Origin of the sequence: Rhizobium bangladeshense, assembly GCF_017357245.1 — a bacterium.
Lineage (GTDB): Bacteria > Pseudomonadota > Alphaproteobacteria > Rhizobiales > Rhizobiaceae > Rhizobium > Rhizobium bangladeshense.
In genome coordinates this window covers 3,922,446-3,939,471 of the sequence record NZ_CP071612.1, presented here as the reverse complement: position 1 = coordinate 3,939,471, position 17,026 = coordinate 3,922,446, and the positions used below count along the sequence as shown (strand labels likewise).

General features: G+C 60.4%; 14 protein-coding genes, 1 pseudogene and 1 riboswitch. Of the genes and pseudogenes, 9 read left to right on the top strand and 6 right to left on the bottom strand.

Features of this window, described 5'->3' with window-relative positions; genetic code table 11:
* Window positions 1–92: 92 nt before the first annotated feature.
* A riboswitch (cobalamin riboswitch) is annotated at window positions 93–317 on the top strand.
* Between the two features lie 261 nt (window positions 318–578).
* From nrdH to J2J98_RS18950, 5 genes are all read left to right on the top strand, one after another.
* A complete protein-coding gene (nrdH, locus tag J2J98_RS18970) occupies window positions 579–800 on the top strand; it encodes a glutaredoxin-like protein NrdH (RefSeq protein ID WP_064710712.1) in 222 nt (73 codons plus the stop codon).
* 13 nt (window positions 801–813) lie between these two features.
* Window positions 814–1,215, top strand: a complete 402-nt coding sequence (gene nrdI / locus J2J98_RS18965) for a class Ib ribonucleoside-diphosphate reductase assembly flavoprotein NrdI (RefSeq protein WP_138397117.1) — start codon at window positions 814–816, stop codon at window positions 1,213–1,215.
* Complete coding sequence (nrdE, locus tag J2J98_RS18960) at window positions 1,194–3,362, top strand: class 1b ribonucleoside-diphosphate reductase subunit alpha (protein ID WP_207601843.1); 2,169 nt, start codon at window positions 1,194–1,196, stop codon at window positions 3,360–3,362. Before nrdI ends, nrdE begins: the two co-directional genes overlap by 22 nt.
* A gap of 164 nt (window positions 3,363–3,526) precedes the next feature.
* Window positions 3,527–4,501 (top strand): class 1b ribonucleoside-diphosphate reductase subunit beta, encoded by a 975-nt coding sequence (gene nrdF, locus J2J98_RS18955; protein ID WP_207601842.1) that lies wholly within the window; start codon window positions 3,527–3,529, stop codon window positions 4,499–4,501.
* Between the two features lie 100 nt (window positions 4,502–4,601).
* Window positions 4,602–5,825: an adenylate/guanylate cyclase domain-containing protein gene (locus J2J98_RS18950; RefSeq protein ID WP_207601841.1), complete on the top strand. Its 1,224-nt coding sequence runs from the start codon at window positions 4,602–4,604 to the stop codon at window positions 5,823–5,825.
* A 6-nt stretch (window positions 5,826–5,831) separates the two neighbouring features.
* Here J2J98_RS18950 and queE read toward each other — a convergent pair whose 3' ends face one another.
* The 4 genes from queE to J2J98_RS18930 all read right to left on the bottom strand — a co-directional run bounded on the left by queE (window position 5,832) and on the right by J2J98_RS18930 (window position 8,792).
* Entirely contained in the window at window positions 5,832–6,560 is a 729-nt protein-coding gene (queE, locus tag J2J98_RS18945; RefSeq protein WP_138397121.1) for a 7-carboxy-7-deazaguanine synthase QueE, read from the bottom strand.
* Complete coding sequence (gene queD / locus J2J98_RS18940) at window positions 6,557–6,913, bottom strand: 6-carboxytetrahydropterin synthase QueD (protein WP_064710718.1); 357 nt, start codon at window positions 6,911–6,913, stop codon at window positions 6,557–6,559. Before queD ends, queE begins: the two co-directional genes overlap by 4 nt.
* The gene (gene queC, locus J2J98_RS18935; protein WP_207601840.1) at window positions 6,913–7,623 is read right to left on the bottom strand and encodes a 7-cyano-7-deazaguanine synthase QueC; all 711 of its coding nucleotides are present in this window, start codon (window positions 7,621–7,623) and stop codon (window positions 6,913–6,915) included. Before queC ends, queD begins: the two co-directional genes overlap by 1 nt.
* Window positions 7,624–7,739: 116 nt before the next feature.
* Window positions 7,740–8,792 (bottom strand): LacI family transcriptional regulator, encoded by a 1,053-nt coding sequence (locus tag J2J98_RS18930; protein WP_207601839.1) that lies wholly within the window; start codon window positions 8,790–8,792, stop codon window positions 7,740–7,742.
* Between the two features lie 307 nt (window positions 8,793–9,099).
* Between J2J98_RS18930 and J2J98_RS18925 the strand changes: the two are divergent.
* From J2J98_RS18925 to J2J98_RS18910, 4 genes and pseudogenes are all read left to right on the top strand, one after another.
* Window positions 9,100–10,358 (top strand): annotated as a pseudogene (locus tag J2J98_RS18925) (ABC transporter substrate-binding protein).
* 127 nt (window positions 10,359–10,485) lie between these two features.
* Window positions 10,486–11,439, top strand: a complete 954-nt coding sequence (locus J2J98_RS18920) for a carbohydrate ABC transporter permease (RefSeq protein WP_064710730.1) — start codon at window positions 10,486–10,488, stop codon at window positions 11,437–11,439.
* Window positions 11,436–12,407 carry a carbohydrate ABC transporter permease gene (locus J2J98_RS18915; protein ID WP_207601838.1) on the top strand — a complete coding sequence of 324 codons (972 nt, stop codon included), beginning with the start codon at window positions 11,436–11,438 and terminating at the stop codon, window positions 12,405–12,407. The genes J2J98_RS18920 and J2J98_RS18915 overlap by 4 nt, the downstream gene beginning before the upstream one ends.
* Before the next feature lie 3 nt (window positions 12,408–12,410).
* Window positions 12,411–13,526, top strand: coding sequence for an ABC transporter ATP-binding protein (locus J2J98_RS18910; protein ID WP_138397192.1), 1,116 nt, complete (start codon window positions 12,411–12,413; stop codon window positions 13,524–13,526).
* A 46-nt stretch (window positions 13,527–13,572) separates the two neighbouring features.
* On the opposite strand, the gene J2J98_RS18905 is transcribed toward J2J98_RS18910, so the two are convergent.
* Window positions 13,573–15,819 carry a glycoside hydrolase family 2 protein gene (locus J2J98_RS18905; protein WP_207601837.1) on the bottom strand — a complete coding sequence of 749 codons (2,247 nt, stop codon included), beginning with the start codon at window positions 15,817–15,819 and terminating at the stop codon, window positions 13,573–13,575.
* Between the two features lie 201 nt (window positions 15,820–16,020).
* Window positions 16,021–17,019 (bottom strand): LacI family DNA-binding transcriptional regulator, encoded by a 999-nt coding sequence (locus J2J98_RS18900; RefSeq protein WP_064708592.1) that lies wholly within the window; start codon window positions 17,017–17,019, stop codon window positions 16,021–16,023.
* Window positions 17,020–17,026: the final 7 nt, after the last annotated feature.

Sequence of the window (17,026 nt, the reverse complement as noted above, 5' to 3'; positions counted from 1 at the left end):
CGTTTTCCATGTTTTTCACAGGAACGCAGCGATTTCAAACCTGCCTTAATGCAATGCACAAACCATCCGTTGACGTGTATTTCGATTCGCGTACTATATCTAGTGTTCAAGGTTCCTCCGATTCGTAAGGATCGCGGGCTAAGATGGGAATACGGTGCATCTCGCCATGAGGGTGGGGCAAGGCCGGAGCTGCCCCCGCAACTGTAAGCGGCGAGCAACTGTCCGATTTCGGGTCACTGAGGCATGATGCCTCGGGAAGGCTGGGCAGGATGCTTCGACCCGCAAGCCAGGAGACCTGCCTTGAACGAAACGTCCACGGGCGGGGTGTCCGGAAGGTCGCGTATATGAGGGCGGAACGATCCGCGCCTGATGCGCTGCCCCGAACGTCCGCATGAGCACTTCGGGATGAAGTCATGTCGAGAACATCAAGGCCGCCGCCCGCGCAAACCCCGGAAGGGATAGCGTCAGGCGTCTGAAGCGCCAAGTTTGTCAGATCATTATCGAGCGTTACCCCGGACGCCGCACGGCGCCCGATCCCACACCCGCGTCCTGACTTCATTGACATTACGAGGAACATGATGAGCATTACCGTTTACAGCAAGCCGGCTTGCGTCCAATGCACCGCCACCTACCGCGCCCTCGACCGTCTGGGCGTGGATTATGAGATCGTCGATATTTCCGAGGATGCCGAAGCGCTCGATCGTGTGCGCGGCATGGGCTACATGCAGGTTCCGGTCGTGGTTGCCGGCAGCCAGCATTGGGCGGGGTTCCGCCCGGATATGATCAGCGCGCTCTCCTGAGCTGAGAAAGACGATGGGGCTGATCGTTTATTATTCCAGCCGATCTGGGAACACCCATCGTTTCGTCGAGAAATTGGGGCTGCGCGCGGCGCGCATTCCCGTCGGCGCTCAACACATTCACATTCGCGAGCCTTATGTGCTGATTTTGCCCACCTATTGCGGGGATGGCGGTAGAGGGGCCGTGCCCAAGGAGGTGATCCGCTTCCTCAACGACGCGGAAAACCGCTCCAACATCCGCGGCGTGATTGCTGCGGGCAACAGCAATTTCGGCGAGACCTATGGGCTCGCCGGCGACGTCATCTCGAAGAAGTGCCAGGTGCCGTACCTCTACCGGTTCGAGCTCCTGGGAACAGCCGAGGATGTCGCCAATGTCAAAGACGGGATGGGACGATTTTGGACACGGGAACAAATCTGACGTGGGATGCGGGCGCAAAACCGCTGAAGGCGGCCGAAACGCTCGACTATCATGCACTGAACGCGATGCTGAACCTCTATGACGATGAGGGAGTGATCCAGCTCGACAAGGACCGCATGGCGGCCAAGCAGTACTTTCTGCAGCATGTGAACCAGAACACGGTGTTCTTCCATAACCTCAGGGAGAAGCTCGATTACCTCGTGACCGAGGGTTATTACGAGCAGGAGGTGCTCGACCAGTATTCCTTCAATTTCGTGCGCGACCTGTTCGATCAGGCCTATGCCAGGAAATTCCGCTTCCCCACCTTCCTCGGTGCTTTCAAATATTACACCAGCTACACGCTGAAGACCTTCGATGGAAAGCGCTATCTCGAGCGCTATGAGGACCGCATCTGCATGGTGGCGCTGACCCTGGCGCGAGGCGACGAGGCTCTTGCCCGCGACATGGTCGACGAAATCATTTCCGGGCGCTTCCAGCCGGCAACGCCTACCTTTCTCAATGCCGGCAAGAAACAGCGTGGCGAACTCGTTTCCTGTTTCCTGCTGCGCGTCGAGGACAATATGGAATCGATCGGCCGGTCGATCAATTCGGCGCTGCAGCTCTCAAAGCGCGGCGGCGGCGTGGCCTTGTCTCTGACGAATATCCGCGAGGCAGGCGCGCCCATCAAGCAGATCGAGAACCAGTCCTCCGGCATCATCCCGGTCATGAAGCTCTTGGAAGACAGCTTCTCCTATGCCAATCAGCTCGGCGCGCGGCAGGGAGCGGGCGCGGTTTATCTGAACGCCCATCATCCCGATATCATGCGCTTCCTCGACACCAAGCGTGAAAACGCCGATGAGAAGATCCGCATCAAGACGCTATCGCTCGGCGTCGTCTTGCCCGACATCACCTTCGAGCTCGCTAGGAATAATGAGGATATGTACCTCTTCTCGCCCTACGACGTGGAGCGAGTCTACGGGATGCCGTTCACCGAGATCTCCGTGACGGAAAAGTACCGCGAGATGGTGGCGGATGCCCGCATCTCGAAGAAGAAGATCAAGGCGCGCGAGTTCTTCCAGGTGATCGCCGAAATCCAGTTCGAAAGCGGCTATCCCTACATCATGTTCGAGGACACGGTGAATCGGGCGAACCCGGTTGCCGGGCGCATCTCCATGAGCAATCTCTGCTCGGAGATCCTGCAGGTGAGCGAGGCAAGCGAATATAACGACGATCTCTCCTATAAGCACCTCGGCAAGGACATTTCCTGCAATCTCGGTTCGCTGAATATCGCAGCCGCCATGGATTCCGCTGATTTCGGCAAGACCATCGAGACGGCGATCCGGGCGCTGACGGCGGTTTCCGACATGAGCCATATCTCCTCGGTTCCGTCGATAGAGAAGGGCAATGACGAGAGCCATGCGATCGGCCTCGGCCAGATGAACCTGCACGGCTATCTTGCCCGCGAACGCATCTTCTACGGCTCGGAGGAGGGCGTCGATTTCACCAATATCTATTTCTATGCGGTGACGTACCACGCAATCCGCGCTTCGAATTTGTTGGCGATCGAACGCGGCCAGAGCTTCAAGGGCTTCGAAAAGTCCAAATATGCCTCCGGCGAATATTTTGACAAATATACGGAACAGCAATGGAAGCCGGCGACCGAGAAGGTGAGTGCGCTGTTCGATGATGCCGGTATCCATATCCCGACACGGGACGACTGGGTGGCGCTGAAGAAGGCTGTCATGACCTCCGGCCTCTATAATCAGAACCTGCAGGCGGTGCCGCCGACCGGATCGATCTCCTATATCAACCACTCGACCTCTTCGATCCATCCGATCGTCTCGAAGATCGAGATCCGCAAGGAGGGCAAGATCGGCCGCGTCTATTATCCGGCGCCGTTCATGACCAACGACAATCTCGACTATTATCAGGACGCCTACGAGATTGGTGCGCAGAAGATCATCGACACCTATGCGGCGGCGACCCAGCATGTCGACCAAGGTCTGTCGCTGACCCTGTTCTTCCGTGACACGGCTACGACGCGCGACATCAACAAGGCGCAGATTTACGCCTGGAGGAAGGGCATCAAGACGATCTACTACATTCGCCTTCGCCAGATGGCGCTGTCCGGCACCGAGGTGCAGGGCTGCGTTTCCTGCACGCTGTGAGTTGATTTCGGCCTTAGAGCCAGAGACCCCCTCACCCTAACCCTCTCCCCGCTGGAGATTTTGTGGGGATGACGCTACCGCAAGTCTCTTCTCCCCAGCGGGGAGAGGTGCCGGCAGGCGGATGAGGGGGCTGCGCCCACCTACTCCTGAGGAAGGACCACTTTATGAACATGCAAATCAAGCCAACCAGCCGCGTGCGCGCCATCAACTGGAACCGTATCGAGGACGACAGGGATCTCGAAGTCTGGAACAGGCTCACCGGCAATTTCTGGCTGCCGGAAAAGGTGCCATTGTCAAACGACATTCCCTCCTGGGCGACACTGACGCCGGCGGAACAGCAACTCACCATCCGCGTCTTCACGGGTCTGACGCTTCTCGACACAATCCAGAACGGCATCGGCTCCGTCAGGCTGATGGAGGATGCGGTAACCTCGCATGAGGAGGCGGTGCTTTCCAATATATCCTTCATGGAGGCCGTGCATGCCCGCTCATATTCCTCGATCTTCTCGACGTTATGCTCCACGCCTGACGTCGACGACGCTTATCGCTGGTCGGAGGAGAATGATTTCCTGCAGCGCAAGTCGGCGCTGATCATGGAGCAATATGCGTCGGCCAACCCTTTGAAGAAGAAGGTCGCCAGCGTCTTCCTCGAGAGTTTCCTGTTCTATTCCGGCTTCTATCTGCCGATGTACTGGTCAAGCCGCGCCAAGCTCACCAATACGGCCGATATGATCCGGCTGATCATCCGGGACGAGGCGGTGCACGGCTACTATATCGGCTACAAGTTCCAGCGCGGGCTGGAGTTGCTGTCCGAGCAACGCCGGCAGGAAATCAAGGATTTCGCCTTCGATCTGCTGCTCGAACTCTACGACAACGAGGCTCGGTATACCGAAGCGCTCTATGACGGCGTCGGCTTGAGCGAGGATGTGAAGAAGTTCCTGCACTATAACGCGAACAAGGCGCTGATGAACCTCGGCTATGAAGCGCTGTTCCCGGCCGATCTATGCAAGGTCAATCCGGCTATCCTGTCGGCGCTGTCGCCGAATGCCGACGAGAACCACGACTTCTTCTCCGGCTCCGGCTCCTCCTATGTCATCGGCAAGGCTGTCGCAACCGAGGATGAAGACTGGGATTTCTGAGACTTAATTGCAGTCTCCCCTTATCATTTGCTTCGCCATCGACCACATTCACGGAAACTCAATTCGGTATTCGTCGGTGATGCGGCGTAGTGGGGTTTCGATGTCCTCTTTTTTGAACAAGGCCGGGGCTGCTGTTGAAACGGACGAAGGCGCCTGGCCGATCCGCCGGAGGCGGATCCTCGACTGGCTGGTGAACGAGACGCGCGGCGAGCGCTTCATCGACAACATCCTTGTGGCAATGTGCGAGAAGCTGCTAGCCGCAGGGGTACCGGTGGCGCGCGCGACGCTGCATTTCAGGACGAATCATCCGCAATGGATCGGCGCCCGCATCCTCTGGAAGGAGGGCATGACGGAGGCGAAAATCAACACATTCGCCTATGGTGTCGAAACCACGCCGGAGTTCCTGAAGAGTCCGGTCAACGCGATCCACCAGGGGGCGGAGGAGGTGCGCCGGCAACTGGAAGGCACTGCCGACGCCGACGGGGATCCTTTCTTTCAGGAGCTGCGTGACGAGGGTCTTACGGAGTACATTGCCTGGCCGATCGAGCATACTTTCGGCAAGCGCCACGTCGCGACATTTTCCACATCCCGTCCGGGCGGCTTTACGAGCGAGCATACCGATTTCCTGCGCGATCTCCTGCCGGCGCTGACCCTCGTCAGCGAGATCAGGCTGAAGAACATCATGGCACGGACGCTGCTGCAAACCTATGTCGGACCGCATGCGAGCGAACATATTCTTTCGGGTGCGACGACTCGCGGCAGTGGCGCGACCGTCGGCGCCGCAATCATGATCTGCGACCTGCGCGACTTTACGGCGATCTCCGATCTCTGGCCGCGCGACGATGTCATCCATCTGCTGAATGATTATTTCGACGCTATGTCGGATCCGATCGAACGACACGGTGGGGAAATCCTGAAATTCATGGGAGACGGGCTGCTGGCGATCTTCCCATTGGCCAAGGAAACGGCCTGCCTCGATCTGCTGCAAGCGATCCGCGAGGGGCAGGCGTCGATGGCCGAGCTGAACGAGGAGCACCTGCGCATGGGACGCGAGCCGCTGCGCTACGGCGTCGGTGTGCATGTCGGCGACGTCATGTACGGCAATATCGGCTCGCGCCGACGGCTGGATTTCACCGTCATTGGCCCCGCGGTCAATGTCGCGTCGCGGCTGGAAAGCCTGACCAAAGAGGTCAAGCGTCCGGTGCTCTTGTCGCGGGCTTTCGTCGAGATGGCGGGCTGCGCGAAAGACATGGACAGTCTCGGCACCTTCCCGCTGCGCGGGCTCGGAGAGCCTGTCGATGTCTTCGCCTTTCCGGTACGATAGACGAGCTCAGACGCCTCGCTTGTTACCCCAAAGCAGTACGTGCAGCTGCGGCAGCACACGCGGTTCAAACCATCGGTCAGCCGTCACCTTCTTGACGAGCCAGTGCATCCGATCCATGACGCCGTCTATATCGATGCGCGCGTCATCGTCATCGGGCGGCGGCGGTGTATGGTTGCCCGGCTGAAGGTACAAGGGAATAGAGGGATAGCGCTGGCCCACCTCCCGCGCGAAAGCATAATCGGCATCGTCGAAGACGACGATTTTCAAAGCGATCTCCGGTCCGCCGGCCGAAAGCCGCAGACAACAGTCGATCTCACCCCAATCGGTCTGCATCCCGCTCGACGGTGGCTTGGGACTCAAGACCAGAGTGTCGAGATCGCGAAACCAGTTCCGGGACACACTTCCCTGCGTTTCCAGCGCGAAGCGATATCCCTGGGAATGGCCGAGTTCGATCAGCGGCCCCAGGGGCTGGATTGCAGGATTGCCTCCGGAAAGGGAAACCGTCAGCGGCCTGCTTCCGGAAAGCCTTGTGACCTCCTGCCAGATCGCTTCGACCGACATGGGGGCCCATTGATCCCGGAAGGCGCTGTCGACCGCGTGAAGGCTGTCGCACCAGGAGCAGCGGTAGTCGCAACCGCCAGTCCTGACGAACACTGTCGGCAGCCCGATCAATGCGCCTTCACCCTGTATGGTCGGGCCGAAGATCTCGCTGATCCGAATGGTTTCGGCGCTCATGGTCTGTACTCTGCCCAGGTCTTCGGCGTTTCGCTGACGCGGACGGACGAAGTCTCGGGGAAGCGCTGCTTGCACCAGTCGTAGAAGTGCCTGGCCAGGAACTCGGAGGTGACTTTGGAATGACCGAACACGTCGTTCAGATGGCGATGATCGAGAGCCTCGTCGATGTAGTGCTTGAGCGGCGAGAGGTCGTGGTAGTCGAGAACGAAGCCGTCATCATTCAGCGTTTCGGCAGACAGTTCGACGACGACGATATAGTTGTGGCCGTGGAGCCGGGCGCATTGATGATCGGCCGGCAGGTGATCCAGCTGATGCGAGGCGGAAAGATGGAACTCCTTAGTAATGCGGTACATCAACGCACCTCCGCGGCTGGATATCGCGATACGGCCGCTTTCCAGAAGTCTGGGTCTTCGTATTCCGTCGGATCGGCGACGCCGGCAAGGTGGAAGGCTTCGCGGCGTTCGACGCAGGTTCCGCAGCGCCCGCAATGGAGATTGCCGCCCTTGTAGCAGGACCAGGTTTCCGCGAAGGGCGTGCCGTGTTTCGCGCCGTCGGCGACGATCGCGGCCTTGGAAACATTGACATAAGGTGCAAGCAGTTCGACGCTCGCATAACCGTCAAGCGCCTCGTTCTGCATGCGCTGAAAGGCGTCGATGAAGCCCGGCCGACAGTCCGGATAAATGAAGTGATCGCCGCCATGGACGGCGACGGCAACCGCATCCGCCTTTTGCGCGGCCGCCAGACCGAAGGCGATCGCCAGCATGATGGCGTTGCGGTTCGGCACCACGGTGGCCTTCATGGTCTCCTCGGCGTAGTGGCCGTCCGGAACCTCGACATCGTCGGTCAGCGCCGATCCGCTGAGATGGCCGCCGATAGCGGCGATGTCGATGATATGATGGGGAACGGCAAGCCGCGCCGCACATTTGGAGGCGAAGTCGAGTTCCTTCCGATGTCGCTGGCCGTAGTCGAAGGAGACGAGGCCGATAAGCTGTTCTTCCGCTGTCATTCTGTAGGCAAGCGAAACGGAGTCGAGTCCGCCGGAGCAGACGACGATGGTTTTCATATTTTGGATTCCCTTGTTTTGACCGGGTGGGCTGCGACCGGATTACACGCGCGCTTCTAAGCCAAATCACGCGTCATGAAAACAGTTTTAATATGACCTTCCTTCGATCGGAGCGGCTAACCGATCGGAAAGTTGATCTGCGGCGGCAGCAGACGCTGCAGATCCTCGGCGTCGGGATTGTTGATGCGCTGCAGCAGCATGCGCCCGAGATCCTCTCCTGCCGCCGTCAGGTCCTCGTGGATCGTATCGACCTTCGGCTGCAACTGAGTGAGAAGGCGGGATGTCTCCTTGGCGACGATATCGTAGTCGGCCGCGAGTGTCTGGCCGGCATCGCTCATGCCGCTGATGACGGCAAGGGCCGAAACTTCGCCGGGGCAGATGAAACCATCGGGAGCCCCCGGCGCGGCTGCGCGGCTGCGGATGAAGTCGCGCAATACATCCGCCGGCGTGTCGAGATCGACGGTCTCGGGGATTTCATAGGCGACACCGGCCTGGCGCACCGCCGTCATGAAGCCGTGCAGGATATGTTGGCAGAAGGTCAGCCGTTTCGGCGGCAGGATCACCGCCACCTTGGTGCGGCCCTTGGCGATCAGCCGGCGCGTCGCTTCATAGGCAAAGGTAAAGTTGTCGTAGTCGACATAGGGATGCGGCGTCGAAAATTCGGTGCGGCCGTGACAGATGAAGGGAAAGCCGGTTTCGAGCAGTAGGCGGACGCGGGCATCGAGCGGTTCGGTTCGCGTGAAGATCAGCCCGTCGGCGAGGTGGTTCCGGATAATATATTCGGCGGCTTCGACATTGGTCGTTGACAGGAAGTTTGGGGCGACGACGAGATGGTAGGACGTCTCTTTCAGCGCCTTGGCAATGCCGTACATAATCGAGGTGCTGAAGCCGACCACCTCCTCGTGGGAATCAAGCAGGATGGCAACGACGTTGGTGCGGCCCGTCTTGAGACGTTGCGCTGCCCGATCCGGGAGGTAGCCGATTTCGCGGGCGATGCGGTGAACCCGTTGGCGGGTCTCGAGCGAAATCTGCGGTGCATCGGAAAGTGCCCGCGACACCGTCGTCACCGCCAGACCGGTAATGGTGGCGATCGTCCGCAAGGTCGGCTTGCCGCGCTTATGCGGGATATCGAGATTCTCGCCGCGATGCGGCCGGGACGGTTCGGTCACTCTGGCTTTCCATGCTGGAATTGCCGATACAATAAACACGAAGACATAGGTGCGCAATCTTGGAATGAAAACGTTTTAAATTTTATAACCTCATTATCCGTTTGGATGATCTGAATGTAATTCAATATGTTATGCCAATAGTCATATTTTTCTCGGGAGTCGAGAAAGCGCTTGACGACCAAAGAGTTATAACGTTTTAAATTGTTAGCCGCGCGGAGGAGCGTGGCTTCATGCCAACCGCTGCAATTGCGGGACGCATCTGGTGGCGGGGAGGGTCCTGCCGCCATTTTCAAACGGGAGGAAATTCATGCGCAAGTTCATGAGCTCGGCGGCGGTCGCTGTCGTGATGATGGCTGGTTTGGGTGCGGCTGAGGCTGCCGACGTTAAGGAAGTTCAGATGCTTCACTGGTGGACGTCAGGGGCGAGGCAGCGGCTTTGAATGTCTTGAAGGAGGATCTTTCGAAGGAAGGGTTTGCCTGGAAGGACGTTCCGGTTGCCGGCGGCGGCGGTGATGCGGCGATGACGGCGCTGAAGGCGATGGTTGCGGCCGGCACCTATCCGACGGCCTCGCAGATGCTCGGTTATACCGTGCTCGATTATGCCGAGGCCGGCGTCATGGGCGACCTCACCGAGACGGCCAAGAAGGAAGGCTGGGACAAGTCGGTGCCGGCCGCACTGCAGAAGTTCTCCGTTTATGACGGCAAGTGGGTTGCTGCCCCGGTCAACGTCCATTCGGTCAACTGGCTATGGATCAACAAGGCGGTGATGGACAAGATCGGCGGCAGTGAGCCGAAGACCTTCGACGATCTGATCGCCTTGCTCGACAAGGCCAAGGCCGCAGGTGTGATCCCGTTGGCGCTCGGCGGCCAGAACTGGCAGGAAGCGACGATGTTCGATTCCATCGTGCTGTCGACCGGCGGACCGGAGTTCTACAAGAAGGCCTTCAACGATCTCGACGAGGAGGCGCTGAAGTCGGACACGATGAAGAAGTCCTTCGACAACCTGGCGAAGATCGTCCAATATGTCGATCCGAACTTCTCCGGCCGCGACTGGAACCTGGCGACCGCCATGGTCATCAAGGGTGACGCGCTGGTGCAGGTGATGGGCGACTGGGCCAAGGGCGAATTCGTCGCCGCCAAGAAGACGCCGGATACCGACTTCCTCTGCTACCGCTTCCCCGGCACCGAAGGCAGCGTCGTCTACAACTCCGACATGTTCGGCATGTTCAATGTTCCCGACGACCGCAAGGCAGCGCAGGTGGCGCTGGCCACCGCAACGCTGTCGAAGAGCTTCCAGTCGGCCTTCAACGTCGTCAAGGGTTCGGTTCCGGCCCGCACCGACGTTCCCGACACCGACTTCGACGCCTGCGGCAAGAAGGGCATTGCCGACCTGAAGGCGGCCAATGAAGGCGGCACGCTGTTCGGTTCGCTGGCCCAGGGTTATGGCGCGCCGCCGGCAATCGCCAATGCCTATAAGGACGTCGTCTCGAAGTTCGTCCACGGCCAGATCAAGACCTCCGACGAGGCCGTGACCCAGCTCGTCCAGGCGATCGACGACGCCCGCTGAGGCGAGGCCGATGAACAAGTTTCCCCGCGGCTTCGCGGGGAAGCTTCGGGCGCCGCGCCGATCATGTGCGGACAATGATGCGCTGACGATCATGCGGGCCCGATGAAGCAGGGAGGAGATGCATTCGATGAGCACAGTTGCGACCACCGATCCGGTTCTGACGCCGGGGCAGGCGACGCGGATCTCGCTGCGGGGCCGGCTGCAGGATGCCCTGCCGAAGATCGTGCTGGCGCCGAGTTTCGTCATCACGCTGGTCTTCGTCTACGGCTTCATCGCCTGGACGGCCTATCTCTCCTTCACCAATTCCAAGACCTTCCCCTCCTATCAGCTGACCGGGGCGCGCGCCTATCAGCGGCTGTGGCGCTGGACCTTCGAGAGCGATCCGCCATCCTCCTGGTATACCTCGATCACCAACATGGCGATCTTCGGCTTCCTCTATGTCGGCATCTGCCTGGCGCTCGGCCTGCTGCTCGCCATCCTGCTCGACCAGAAGATCCGCGGCGAGGGGCTGCTGCGGCCGATCTTCCTCTATCCGATGGCGCTTTCCTTCATCGTCACCGGGGTGGCCTGGAAATGGTTCCTCGATCCCGGCCTCGGGCTGGAACAGACGCTGCACCACTTCGGCTGGACGAGCTTCCACTTCGACTGGATCAAGAACAAGGACTTCGTCATCTACACCGTCGTCATCGCCGGTGTCTGGCAGGCGTCCGGCTTCGTCATGGCGATGTTCCTGGCCGGCCTTCGCGGCATCGACGGCGAGATCATGAAGGCGGCTCAGATCGACGGCGCCTCGCCCTTCCAGCTCTACCGCCGCATCGTCATTCCGCTGTTGCGGCCGATCTTCCTGTCGGCCTTCATCGTGCTCGCCCATATGGCGATCAAGTCTTACGACCTGGTGGTGGCGCTGACCTCGGGCGGGCCGGGCGGCTCGGCCTGGCTGCCGTCCAACTTCATGTATGAATACACCTTCAAGCGCAACGAGATGGCCGTCGGCTCGGCCAGCGCCATCATCATGCTGATGACGATCTCGGCGATCATCGTGCCCTATCTCTATTCCGAACTGAAGGAGAAGGCCCGATGAGCAGCCTCACCTCTCCGATCGGCACCTCGTCATCGGCTGCGGCAGCCGCAGGAGTTGAGCGCGGCAACAGCGCCCGCCTGATCGGCCGCATCGTCATCTACGGCCTGCTGGTCCTCTTCGCCATCCTCTATCTGATGCCGCTCTTCGTCATGCTGACGACCTCGTTCAAGACGATGGACGAGATCCAGAGCGGCAACATGCTGGCGCTGCCGCAAGCCCCGACCTTCGAGCCCTGGATCAAGGCCTGGGGCGAGACCTGCGTCGGGCTCACCTGCGCCGGCATCAAGGGCTACTTCTGGAACTCGATCAAGATGGTGGTGCCGGCGGTGGCGATCTCCACCATCCTCGGGGCGCTCAACGGCTATATCCTGACCAAATGGCGCTTTCCCGGCCATACGCTGGTGTTCGGGTTGATGCTGTTTGCCTGCTTCATCCCGTTCCAGTCGGTGCTGTTGCCGATGGCGACCATCCTCGGCTCGCTCGGCCGCTTCGGCGTGACCCTGCAGAACGCCACCGGCTTGACCTTCGGCTTCGGCAATCCGACCGTCAACCTGGTCTTCGTCCATGTCGTCTATGGCCTCGGCTTCACCACGCTGTTCTTCCGCAATTTCTACGAGGCTTTCCCGAGCGAGCTGGTGCGCGCCGCCCAGGTCGATGGCGCGAGCTTCTTCCAGATCTTCCGCCGCATCATGCTGCCGAACTCGCTGCCGATCATCGTCGTCACCGTCATCTACCAGTTCACCAACATCTGGAACGACTTCCTGTTCGCCTCGGCTTACGCCGGCACCGGGGATTCCATGCCGATGACGGTGGCGCTCAACAATGTCGTCAACACCTCGACCGGGGTGGTCGAATACAATGTCAACATGGCGGCGGCGATGATCGCGGCCGTTCCCACGCTCATCGTCTATATCCTCGCCGGCCGCTACTTCGTGCGTGGCCTGATGGCGGGCGCAGTCAAAGGGTAAGCCATGGCCTTCCTGGAAATCTCCGGCCTCAGAAAGCGCTTCGGCGCCATCGACATCCTCAAGGGGATCGATCTCGAACTCGAAAAGGGCGGCTTCCTCGTGCTGGTCGGCCCATCCGGCTGCGGCAAGTCGACCCTGCTCAACACCATCGCCGGGCTGGAGACGGTCACATCAGGCGAGATCAGGATCGACGGGCGCGCCATCAACGGCCTGCACCCTTCCAAGCGCGACATCGCCATGGTGTTCCAGTCCTATGCGCTCTATCCGAACATGACGGTGGCGGGCAACATCGCCTTCGGCATGGAAATCCGCGGCGTGCCGAAGGAGGAGCGGGCCAAGGCGATCAAGCAGGTCTCCGACATGCTGCAGATCGGCCATCTGCTCGACCGCAAGCCGTCGCAGTTGTCCGGCGGCCAGCGTCAGCGCGTCGCCATGGGCCGGGCGCTGGTGCGCAATCCGCAGGTCTTCCTGTTCGACGAGCCGCTCTCCAATCTCGACGCCAAGCTGCGCGTCGACATGCGCACCGAGATCAAGCGGCTGCATCAGCGCATGGGCACCACCTTCGTCTATGTCACCCACGACCAGATCGAGGCGATGACGCTGGCGACCAAGATCGCCGTGCTGAAGGACGGGGTGCTGCAGCAGTTCGGCACGCCGGCCGAGATCTATAACAGCCCGGCCAATCTCTTCGTCGCCGACTTCATGGGATCGCCGGCGATGAACCTGCTCAACGCCACCGTCGAGGCCGGTGCCGCCGGGCTTGCCGTCTCGCTCGAACGGCCGAATGGGGCACCGCTCAGACTGCCTGTCGTCTCCGGCAATCACGGCCTGTCTGCCTATGCCGGCAGGCCAGTGATCTTCGGCATCCGCCCCGAAGCCCTGACCGATCCTGACGGCGCCGACCGCAAGGCGCGCTCGCTGACCGAGGACGATTGCCTGATCGAAGTGGTCGAACCGGCCGGCTCCGACACCTTCGCCGTCACCAAGCTCGGCGGCAAATCCGTCGTCGCCCGCCTGCGCGCCGATGCCGGCATCGCACCAGGCCAGAATACACGCCTCGCATTCAACCTCGACAAGGCGGTGTTCTTCGATCCGGACAGCCAGGCGCGCATCGCGTGACGCCACCCGCGGAACCTCTGAAAAGACGCGTCAGGACGCCTGCGCGTCAGGCGGTGGCAGTCACGGCGAGGGTCACCGGCGCGAAGCGGGAAGAAACCGCTTCCACGGTGATCTCGCCGATCAGGCCCGTCGCCTCCAGCCAGAAGCCTGCAGTGCCGCCCTGCAGCGGCACATTGGCCGGACCGACGATCCTTGCAGGCCCATGCACCCTCAGCGAAATGCTGTCATTCATGAAAGGCAGGCGCTGACCGCACTGATCGAGGGCACGAATGATGACGCGGGTGCTGTCGCGTTCACGCGCCTTCAACGTCGAACTGTCGGCAATCATTTCCAACGTCGTTGGCAAGGGATCGGCTGCCAGCTTCAGGCTGACCACCGGTTCGCCGACGATATAGCCGGTGAAGGTGCCGTCGATCCATTCGAGACCCCAGGTGCCGAGCTCGTCGGCGGTGAAGTGACGATGGTCGAGCACAACAGGTGGATGCGGAAGATGCGGGTAATTCTCGCGATCGGGGCCGATGCGTTTGCTGAGCGCGCCATATTGCAGCTCCACCTCGTCGCAATTGGTCAGGATGATCAGCGGCAGCACGCCGCCGATATTGCGCTCGCCGCGCGCCCAGAAGGTCACCGGCTTCATGACGATCTCCTCGGAAGGATCGCACTGGCTGATATAGGCATAGGCTGCAAATTTCGGCTCGCGGAACATGTCCATGACGCCGTGATAACAGATGCGGTCGCCGGAGCCGAAATCCTTGTGGGTGTTGTAATCGAACATGCACCAGCCAATGGCGCCCGAGATATCCGGATCGCCATAGGCGGCATTCAGCACTTCCAGATGACGGCGCACATGTTCGGCCTGGCGCTGTTCCTGGTCATAAATCTTCGTCGGATGCATGTGACCGTTGAACTCGGTGATGAGGTACGGCACCTTATGCGACAGGCCGGTATTTTCCTGCTGGCCACGTAACACGGTGCGCGGCCGGTTGGCCCCCGGCAGTTCCTCGTTGCCGAGGATGAAGTCGTTCATCGTATAGACGTCCTCGAGCAGCTCGCTCTCGGTGAGATAACGCACGCCGCCGGTCTGGCGGGTGCTGTCGAGCTCACGGGCGAGCCGGTTGGTCTCGACATAAAAATCATGATTATCCTGCGACTCGTTGATCCGCACGCCCCAGATGACAATCGAGGGATGGTTCCAGTCGCGCTCGATCATGCGGCGGACATTTTCAATCGATTCCTTTTGCCAGTCGGCATCGCCGATATGCTGCCAGCCGGGAATTTCTTCGAAGACGAGCAGGCCGATCGCGTCGCAGCGGTCGAGGAACCACTTCGACTGCGGATAGTGCGAGGTGCGGACGATATTGCACTTCAGGACGTTCTTCATGATGTCGGCGTCCCGCTCCTGGGCGGACCGGCCGGCGGCATAACCGACATAGGGGAAGGCCTGGTGGCGGTTAAGGCCGCGCAGCTTCAGCGGCTTGCCGTTCAAGAGGAAGCCTTCCGGGGTGAATTCGGCAGTGCGGAAGCCGAAGCGGGTGGAGAGACGGTCGGAGCCGTGCTCCGTCCTGAGTTCGACGGTGACTTCGTAGAGAGTGGGATCGGTGATGTCCCAGAGCGCGATGCCGGCAAGACCGCCGAAGGAAAGCGTCGTGCGGTCGCCGATCGTTTCGGTGGCCGCGGTGGCGATCACCGTGCCGTCCGCCTGTTTCAGCGCAGCAGTAACCGTCGCCGAGAAGCTGCGACGCTCGGGGTTGGCGATATCGACGCGGATCGTTGCCGATTTCTCCGAAGCGAGAACGTCTGTGGTTTCGATCTTCAGATTGCGGATCGAAACCGGGTCAGTGACTTTCAGCCAGACGTCGCGGTAGATGCCGGCATAAGTCAAATAATCGATGCGGCCGCCGAAAGGCGGAATGTCAGGGTTCTCGCTGCCATCGATCTTGACGGTGACGAGGTTTTCGCCCCTGAGGAGCTTGCCGGTGAGGCGAGCTTCAAAGGGCGTGTAGCCATCCTTGTGGGCGACGATCTCCTCGCCATTCAGATAGACGACGCTGTCGGCCATGGCGGCGTCGAAGACCAGCGAGACCTCGCGGCCCTCGAATTCCGGCAGCCAGCGCAGTACCTTCTGATAGGTGAAGGCGCGCTGATAGCTCTTCTCGTCAAAATAGTTGAAGGGCAGCTCGACGGCGGTGTGAGGCAGGCTGATCGACTTGGCGCCATCGAAGCTTTCGAGCAGGCGTTGACCGAAGCCCTCGTGGAAACTCCAGCCTTCATTGAAGGAAACGACGGAACGCATATCAGGCTCTCCCGGTCGTGGCATCAGGAGCTGTGCAGCACCCTTCCGCGCGTGAGAATCGGGTCATCGGATATTCCTCCTTGATGCAATAAGGCGAGAGCCGTTCAGGCGCTTCACGTCGAATCTATTCATGCGATGCGCTTTAGCTTTTTTCGGTGATGCCGTCATCCGGAACCGCCTCACACGTCCTGATGGCATGCATCAGGCAGTCGAGCCCCAGCGGGGGGTGCAGGTGAGCGTGATACTGTGCGGGCCGTCGATCCCGGCGTCGTGGCGTTCGATCAGTTCGACGACCGCGTCGATGAAGGCCACATGGTCGAGGCTCAGCGTCGTGAGGTCGTTGCAATCCCAGGCGGCCATGGCGATGCCATCCTGGCCAACGATGGCGATATCATCAGGCGTGCTTTTGCCAAGCACGCGGCGCGCGGCATCGCGCGCGCCGATCGCCATGACGTCGTTGCCGCAGATGATGGCGCCGACCTTGTCTCGGTGCATCAGGAGCACGGCTTCCTTGAAGCCGGAATCATAGGAATAATCGCCGACGGCCTGCGCTTCGAAGGTAAGGCCGCGTTTGGCGAGCGCCTCGGCGAACCATCCGCGCCTCAGCTTGTCGATCCAGCTCGAATTGGTGCCGGAGAGATAGGCGAAGCGCTTCTTGCCGTCCCGGACGATCTTGTCGATGATTTCGTCGGCGGCCTTGGAGCCGTCGATGCGTATGCTGGAGACGTTTTCGTTTTCGAGCGGCTCGAAGGAGACGATGATCGGTTTCGTCGTGTGGAAAATATCGACGGCATCCTGCATCGACACCATGTCGGAGAAGATGACGACGTGATCGACCTGATAGGTAGAGGCAAGCCGCATCAGCTGCAGCCGGTCGGAATGGTCGGCGCAGCAGAGGATGATAGGCAGCAGCTGCCGCGCCTGTAAGCGGTGGACAAGAAGCTGCTGCTCCTCGGCCTCGCAGGGGTTGCCGATGGCGTTGACGACAAGGGCGACGAGACGCGATCGCTGATTGTTCAGCGAACGGGCGATGGCGTTGGGCTGATAGCCATATTCACGGGCGACGGCGAGAATGCGGTCGCGCGTCGCGCGGCCGATGCGCGAATCCGGCGAGAAGGCACGGGAGATGGTGGCGGAGGAGACGCCGGCGAGTTTCGCCAGCTCTTTCGAGGTAATCCGCCGTTTGTTCGTTCCGCTCATCTTCGCC